This window comes from uncultured Cyclobacterium sp. (genome assembly GCF_963976465.1).
Classification (GTDB): Bacteria; Bacteroidota; Bacteroidia; order Cytophagales; family Cyclobacteriaceae; genus Cyclobacterium.
In genome coordinates this window covers 1-8,163 of the sequence record NZ_CAXBOC010000237.1, presented here as the reverse complement: position 1 = coordinate 8,163, position 8,163 = coordinate 1, and the positions used below count along the sequence as shown (strand labels likewise).

Genomic DNA, 8,163 nt, shown 5'->3' with positions numbered 1-8,163 from the left:
CGGCAATTGGGCCTGCAACACCAATGTCGAAGAATTTCTTTCTACTGCTAATTAGCCCTTTTATTTGTATAACGGCACCAAAGGTTCCTATGGAGGGTGAACCTAGGAAACCTAGCCAGGCAGGAATAAAAAAAGGTAAGGATGACCTTACTTTATGGTAAATGGAAGTAAACAAATGCCCCAACTCATGAATCAGTAGAATCCCTATAAAGGGAAGAGAAAACTGCAGAGAGAGGACAAAATATTCCCAGGTAAGCGGTTGCTCGGAGGAGAGTATGCTCCTTCCATAGAGCCATTCACCGCCTGCCAGGGTAGTTGCAACAATTGTTAATAGGAAAAGGGTACCGTGTTTTAAATATTCTTTGGTACTATACATTTTGAAAAAAATTGATTAATGCTTTTGGGTGGTCAATATGGTATGTTTGTATGCCAACTTTTTTCGCGCCCAAAAGGTTCTCTTTGAGGTCATCAAAAAATAAACATTTTTCCGGAGCTGCGCCAATGCCTTTGACCACCTCTTTGTAAATGGCTTCATCCGGCTTACGCAAACCCATTTCCTGGCTTAAGAACAAATGGTCAAAAAGCTGAGGCCAGGTGTCTTTTGGTAATTTTTGTTTAAAGGTTTCTTCCACCACCTTAAAATGTATGCTATTGGTATTGCTCAGCATAAACAAAGGGTATTTTTTCTTTAGCTCCATTAGCAGCTCCAATCTTTCCTGAGGAATATCCACCAAGATACTGTTCCAAACCTCATCGATCCATGCATCTTCCCAGTCTGAAGAAAAGAAATCCCTCACGCCATTTCTAAAAGTATTTTCGTCTGATTTCCCTGTTTCAAGGTCAAAGTGAATAGGGGAGACCATAAATTCTTTAATTAAATGATGTTGGTTTTCCGGCAGGCGACTATTTATTTTTTCAAAAGTCCGTTGGTAATCAATGTCATAGATAACATTGCCTAAATCAAAAATCAAAAATTCAATTTCTTGCCAATTTTTCATTACAAATTATGTTGTGATTTTAAAATCAAATATGTAACATTGCATTCCCAAAAGCAAGGTAAAAGCTTCAAAAGACTTTTAAACTTCATATGGGAGCCGAGTTGAATTTGAAATAATTTTGGACTTGGACGATTACTTTCTTTTATTTGTGGTCAAATAGAGGAGAGTATAAAATCTTAAAAATAGTGGGGCCTATAACTCAGCTGGTTAGAGTATCTGACTCATAATCAGAAAGTCCCTGGTTCGAGCCCAGGTGGGCCCACAAATTAGCCGAGAGCAATCTCGGCTTTTTTTATGCCTAATTTTTTATATTTGACACCGGTGGCTGAGCCTGTCGAAGCCATAGGTGTTTGAGACCTAAGCTATTGGTTAAGGTTGCTATATATGAAAAAATTTTACGCTCTAAATTTCGGCTAAAGCCGGTTAAATAGGTTATTGCTTTAATAAATGGGCTAAAGCCCATTCCTATTGAGAGGATTGTTTAATGTAAAAATCTAATGGAATTTGGAATCTATTTATAGATTACGCTTCTCAATAGCCCCCAGCTTTAGCTGGGGGTTTTGAATATTATCTCATTTCCTTGGCTTTAGCCAAAAGATTGCCCGGTTATCGGTCATAAAACTTTTGAACTCGAATGCCGGGCTCAGCCCGTCTGTAAGCAAAAGTCCGTAGGAGTCATTGTTATTTAAGATCCTACATTGCCCAAAAGCAATAGAAGTGGTAAAGAGGAAAAGGCAAGTAAAAAAGTAAACGGATTTACCCTTGAATTAAGATATTGTTTAAATAGTGAATATTGAAATTTCCCTTACAAGAACCTCAATCCACCTACTAAAAATAATTTGTAGCAAAAATACTTAGTTTATAATTAATATTTCCAACTAAGTCTTAATTATTTTCAACTGAATTTTAAGAAACTAAGAATTCTGATTTAACCTTTAATTGGTTTTTGTCTAGTCATTGATTATTTTAAATTCCCATAATTGATCCCTTCAAGGTTCAACTTAATGCTATTACATTGCTATGGTATTTTGTCTGATGGTTTGCAGGGGGTGTTTCCCTCAATTGGAGAGGATAAGATGCCTTAATTTAAGTAGGTTTTTTTACAAAGAAGTATTGAATGTCCACCATAATTAGTTACGGGAAAAATTAATTAAGCGGCCTTAGCACAGACTTTGTTATGCTTGGCTGAATGGTTGATGATTCAAGGGTCACTGATTATAATATTTTATGCAAAAAATAATTTTAGGAAAACAAGTGAAGGAGTTAGATGCATTGTATGTCAATGAATCGGGTATTAGCTCCTATCAGTTGATGGAAAGGGCTGCCAATGAATTTTGTCATTGGTTTGAAGCCAAATATAAGAAAGCCAGTACAGTAAACATTTATTGTGGAACGGGTAATAACGGGGGAGATGGCCTAGCCATCGCAAGGATATTGTCCGGTATGGGGTATCAGGTAAATGTTGCTATAATAGGTAATCAAGAAAAAGGATCTGTAGATTTTACCAAAAACCTAAAGGTTTTACCGGAAAAAATAAGAGCAAGCAGCTGGAGCCAATTGAAGCCTTCTGACATCTGCATCGATGCTATTTTTGGTGTAGGAATAAACAGACCCCTGGAAGGGGAGTACGATGCCTTGGTGCAAATGCTAAATAATAGGGAAGGGGTAAAAATCAGCGTAGACATGCCTTCAGGACTTCCATCTGATGCTCAGGCGGAGGGGGAAGTGTTTCATGCGGATTATACCGTCAGCTTCCAATTTCCAAAATTGGCCTTACTATTTCCTGAGCATGCGGCTTATGTAGGAAAGTTGGTGGTGAGAAAAATAGGGATGGAACCAAAGCATTTTAAACCTTTTTCTTCCGAATATTGGTTTTTTTCAGGAGAGAACATGGCTTCCTACCATAGGAAGTTTCCTGTTTTTAGCCATAAGGGCGATTTTGGACGCATCATTTTGGCTGGAGGAAGTTATGGTAAAATGGGCTCTATTTGTCTGAGTACCATGGCTTCATTGCGAACAGGGTCAGGGCTTGTGTTTTGCAAAGTACCGAGATGTGGGGTAAATATTGTTCAATCTACTATCCCTGAGGCCATGGTATTGCCACCATCCTCGGAAAGGGAAGTTGATGCGGACCTTGATTTTTCAGGCATAGATGCGATTGGGCTGGGTCCCGGTCTGGGCAAAGGAAAAAATGCCAAGGAGCTGGTTCACCATGTTCTTAAAAATTATTCAGGGCCTACCGTACTGGATGCTGATGCCATCAATATCCTAGGGGAAAAACAAGAATGGATATCTTTATTACACCCGAATGTTATCCTTACACCGCATTTAAAAGAGTTTGAAAGATTAACGGGCAAGGCTTGTGACAATCACCTTAAGCGAATTAATTTGGCCAGAGATTTTTGCGAAGAAAATAATTGTAGTTTGGTTTTAAAGGGAGCATTTAGTTTGCTCACTTTTCCTGATGGAAGCCAAATATTTAACAATTCCGGGACGGTTTATATGGCCACAGGAGGTTCCGGAGATGTGCTTACAGGAGTACTCACCTCCTTTTTGGGTCAGGGGTATTCAATGAAAAATGCGGCCATATGCGGTGTTTTTCATCATGGACATGCCGGAGAACTTGCCGGAGAAAAAAATGGAAGGGGCACATTGCCTTCAGATATCATCAACAGTATTCCACAAAGTTTATTGGCTTTTGGGATAGAATAAGTATACCGGCTTATTTCGGTAGCAGGCGAAAAGATTTTCTATGGTGAGGGCAAGGACCCAATGTCTGTATTCCTAGGCGATGGGCTTTGGTTGGATAACCAACATTTTTCTCCCAACCATACCCCGGATAATCAAGTGCTAGCTTGGCCATTAATTCGTCTCTATGTGTTTTTGCCAAAATGGAGGCGGCGGCTATGCTTGCATATTTGGCATCTCCCTTCACTATACATTGGTAAGGAATATCGTAGACTGGGTTAAACCTGTTGCCATCAATCAATAAAAACTCAGGCGTGACTTTTAATGCATCAATCGCCCTGTTCATGGCTAGAAAGGATGCATTCAAAATATTGATTTCGTCTATTTCCTCGACTGAGGCACTAGCAATGGCCCAAGCCAAGGCATTTTCCTTTATCTCATTGTTAAGCCTTTCCCTGTTGCCCTTGGTTAACTTTTTTGAATCGTTGATCCACTCATTGGCATAGTCTTCCGGAAGAATGACTGCAGCGGCAGTCACAGGACCACAAAGGCAACCCCTGCCTACCTCATCACAGCCGGCTTCTAATCTATTAGGAGCTAAATTCGGTAGCAGCATTGGGGTAAAATTCCTGTTCTTTATGGTATTTATAAATCAATTCGGCACCCAAGCCTGTCCAGCCGGTTTGGTGGGAGGCGCCCAGTCCACGTCCATTGTCCCCGTGAAAATACTCGTAGAAAAGAATCAAATCTTGGAAATGAGGGTCTTTCTGCATTTTCTCATTTTCTGCATAGATGGGTCGATTCCCATCCTTGTCTTTCATAAAGATGTTGATCAATCTGAGAGACAATTCTTTTGCGATCAAATCCAGGGTAATGTATTTCCCTGAACCCGTTGGATATTCTATGGAGAATGTGCCGCCGTAATAGTAATCAAACTTTTTCAGTGACTCAATGATCAGGTAATTGATAGGAAACCAAATGGGGCCTCGCCAATTACTATTTCCACCAAACATAGAGGTTTCTGATTCTCCTGGAGCATACCTGATGGAAAATCGATTGCCATTGATTTGTATAGAGTAGGGGTGTTCCAGATGATACTTGGACAGGGAGCGAATGCCATATTCTGATAAAAACTCTTTTTCATCAAGCATTTTGTTAAGAATGCTTTTCATTCGATGTCCTCGCAGCAATGAAAAGAGTCGCCTTTTGTCTCGCCCTGGATGAATCCAGTTGGATACCAAAGCAGCCAATTTAGGTTTTTCCTTAAAGAAAAAATTCAATCGCTTTTTAAATTCAGGCAGGTCATCAAACAATTCTTCCCGAATAGGTTCTACAGCAAACATTGGAATGATGCCCACAATGGATTTTACTTTCATGAGCTTAGGTTCTTCTCCGGAAAGGTGCAGGACATCATAAAAGAAGTTGTCTTCATCATCCCAAAGGCTAATATTTTCCTTAGAAATATTGCTCATGGCACCTGCTATATTCAGGAAGTGTTCCAGAAATTTAATGGCTGTGTGCTGATAAACTTTATTAAATTCACATAGATCCAAGGAGATCCTAAGCATATTGAGGCTAAACATGGCCATCCAAGAGGTGGCATCTGCTTGTTCAAGTTTACCAAAAAACTTGTCTACATGGCTTCTATCAAAAACACTGATATTGTCAAGCCCCAAAAAGCCACCTTCAAAAATATTCTTGCCTTCTTCATCTTTTTGATTGACCCACCATGTGAAGTTAAGAAGGAGTTTATGAAAGGCTCTTTCCAGAAATTCCTGGTCTCCTACTTTGTTTTCGTTATTTTTTCTATCAATTTGATAGACACGCTGGACAGCCCAGGCATGGACAGGAGGGTTGACATCGTTAAAATTCCATTCATAGGCAGGCATTTGACCATTGGGGTGCATGTACCAATCATTTAGCAAGACAAGCAACTGATCCTTGGCAAAGTCCGGGTCTAAACGGGCAAGGGGGATGGTATGAAATGCCAGATCCCATGCCGCATACCATGGATATTCCCATTTGTCTGGCATTGAAATAATGTCATAATTCTGTAAGTGGCGCCAATTGCTATTTCTCCCGGATTTTCTCTCTTGTGGGGGTTGATACCTTCCCGGGTCACCTTCCAGCCAACGTTCTACATTGTAGTAATAAAATTGTTTGGTCCATAGCATACCTGCATAGGCTTGCCTTTGGATCATTTTCATTTCGTCGTCTTTAACCCTTTCTTGGATATTTTCATAGAAATTGTTGGTGTCTTCTATGCGGTTTTGAAGAATCCTTTCGGCATTTTCAATAGGGTTTTCAGTTTGCAACTTTTGCATCCTGAAGAGTACTTCGGACTTTCCTCCGGCAGGGATGGTCAGTTTATAAATGGCAGCTGACTTGGTGCCGGTGTTTTTAGGGTTTAGGTGAGTACTATCCCCATGAAGCACATAGTCATTAATGGCATCTTTAAGGTATTTTTTTTGATTGCCAATATGGTATAGCCTTTCCCGGTTGGTTTCATTGTCACAAAACTTAAGTTCAGGCTCCCCTTGAAAAATAAAGCTATAATTCCCTGATTTTGGAGAGTAGGCTTTAATTCTATTTTTGCCACTTTTTCTGAGGGTGGGCATAAAAGGCTCATCTCCTGTAAACCATGTTTTTCTAAACCAAATGGTAGGCATTACCCATATATCGGCTTCTTCCGAACCTCGGTTATGGATGGTGGCTTTGCAGACAATATCCTCTATGTCTTCCTTCGCATATTCTAGGTAAATATCAAAATAAGCGTTGTTATCAAATATACCTGTATCTAATATCTCGTATTCTCTATCAGTTTTTCCTCTTCTTAGATTTTCATCCAGTATTTGCTGGTAGGGGAATTTGCTCTGTGGGTATTTATAGAGCATTTTCATATAACTATGCGTGGGAGAGGAATCCAGGTAATAATACAATTCCTTAACATCCTCACCGTGATTTCCTTGATTTCCTGTGAGACCAAACAGCCTTTCTTTAATCATTTCATCCTGACCGTTCCAGAATGCCCAAGAAACACATAATTTTTGTTTGTTGTCGCTGATACCGCCAATACCTTCTTCTCCCCAACGGTATGCTTTACTTCTGGCATCATCGTGGGTTACATTCTCCCAGGCAGATCCATCTGGACTATAATCTTCTCGAACGGTACCCCATTGCCTTTCCGTAAGGTAAGGGCCCCATTTCTTCCAGTGCCGGGTATTTTCCCGGTCTTCCTTCAATCGCTTTAGCTCTATATTCATGGGTAGTTCTCGCCGAATTAATAAAGAGCGAATTTAAGCTATTTAGATTTCTTTATGCTAAAAATTCATGCTTCAATTTGATTTTTTTTCAATTTGTTTCAATATTATTATGGATTGAATCACCAACCTCTCTTTATAAAGCCTTAAATAAACCTTTATATGTATGGTTTTAACTTGGTGTAATGGGAAAAAGAGGTTCATTCGATATAGGCTGACCTCAAAAGGCCATGGTCCATTATTGCGGAGGACTAGAGAAGATCAGGGCCTCAGGCTTAAACTTTAAGGCTTCTTTGACTCGATAGTTCTGCCACCATTTCCGTGATATGGTTGTCCAAAGTACTTTGCCAGTTTTTAAAAGTATAGCCCTTCTGAAAGTTTTTGGCTGGTTTTTGCATATAATCTTCCAAAACGGATAGATCAAATGTATCCGAGGCTTTGCCGGCACCGGCCATTTCTGCGTCCAGCGCATTGCAACGCTGTTCATACTGTCCCTTTACCGGAACCATAAGGATTGGTTTGCCCAGAAACATGGCCTCACCTATGGATTCGAAACCTGCTGTGGTAAGAAAACCTTTGCAAGTAGCCATTTTTTCTAAGAATAGTTGTTCATTTATCAGGTGAAAAGTTAGGTTTGGCAATGCCTGATAAGGGTTCTCAAAGGCAGTATTGTCCCAAAAAGCTTCAATTTTTGCCTCCGGGTTTTTCTTGGCAGATTCTATGATTTCTTGAGCATAGCCCGGGTTAACCACATAGGCCAGGTAAAAATCTTCTTGTGCAATTGCTGATTTTTTTATGCTTTCTTTAATTAGTGGGGGCCAAACTTTTAGTCCTCTACCTGGCGTTTCCGGTGAGGGTTGCCAAAGGGACAAAGCAATTTTCATTTGGGCACCGTAACAAGTAAGCAGGGTGTTTAGCTTAAATAAATGACTGTTGATTTTTCCCTGTTTGGCAAAGATGAAATCAGGATGAAAGGTAAGGTACTGATGTCCTATGGCAATGAATTTTGCCTTAGGTTTATAAAGCAAGTTGTATAAGCCTCCCAAAATGTCATAAAAATTTATGATGCCATCCGGCTTATGGTATTTTACCCGTTGGTCTATTTGTTTTAATGTACGCATAAAAAGTGCAGACTTTTTCAAGTTCTCAATAATTGTTGCACTGATGCGGATAGATTTATTTTCTTTATCTGTGATAAAATTGGGACTGGGGAAACT

Annotated in this window: 6 protein-coding genes and 1 tRNA gene; 2 read left to right on the top strand and 5 right to left on the bottom strand. The window is 39.9% G+C overall.

Annotation, left to right across the window (positions count from 1 at the left end; translation table 11 throughout):
* The coding region (locus AAC037_RS13835) for a site-2 protease family protein (RefSeq protein WP_339903538.1) at positions 1-376 on the bottom strand (376 nt) is incomplete at its 3' end.
* Positions 369-998 (bottom strand): HAD family phosphatase, encoded by a 630-nt coding sequence (locus tag AAC037_RS13830; RefSeq protein ID WP_339903537.1) that lies wholly within the window; start codon positions 996-998, stop codon positions 369-371. The genes AAC037_RS13830 and AAC037_RS13835, both read right to left, overlap by 8 nt.
* Before the next feature lie 188 nt (positions 999-1,186).
* Here AAC037_RS13830 and AAC037_RS13825 point away from each other — a divergent pair.
* Together AAC037_RS13825 and AAC037_RS13820 are read left to right on the top strand one after the other, a co-directional pair.
* Positions 1,187-1,260: transfer RNA gene (locus AAC037_RS13825), tRNA-Ile, on the top strand.
* Between the two features lie 965 nt (positions 1,261-2,225).
* Complete coding sequence (locus tag AAC037_RS13820) at positions 2,226-3,710, top strand: NAD(P)H-hydrate dehydratase (RefSeq protein ID WP_339903536.1); 1,485 nt, start codon at positions 2,226-2,228, stop codon at positions 3,708-3,710.
* Between the two features lie 10 nt (positions 3,711-3,720).
* Here AAC037_RS13820 and AAC037_RS13815 read toward each other — a convergent pair whose 3' ends face one another.
* From AAC037_RS13815 to AAC037_RS13805, 3 genes are all read right to left on the bottom strand, one after another.
* Positions 3,721-4,302, bottom strand: coding sequence for a ribonuclease HII (locus AAC037_RS13815; protein WP_339903535.1), 582 nt, complete (start codon positions 4,300-4,302; stop codon positions 3,721-3,723).
* Positions 4,277-6,949, bottom strand: a complete 2,673-nt coding sequence (locus tag AAC037_RS13810; RefSeq protein ID WP_339903534.1) for a glucosidase — start codon at positions 6,947-6,949, stop codon at positions 4,277-4,279. The genes AAC037_RS13815 and AAC037_RS13810 overlap by 26 nt, the downstream gene beginning before the upstream one ends.
* Before the next feature lie 272 nt (positions 6,950-7,221).
* Positions 7,222-8,163 (bottom strand): glycosyltransferase family protein (locus tag AAC037_RS13805; RefSeq protein WP_339903533.1); only part of this gene is annotated, 942 nt, incomplete at its 5' end.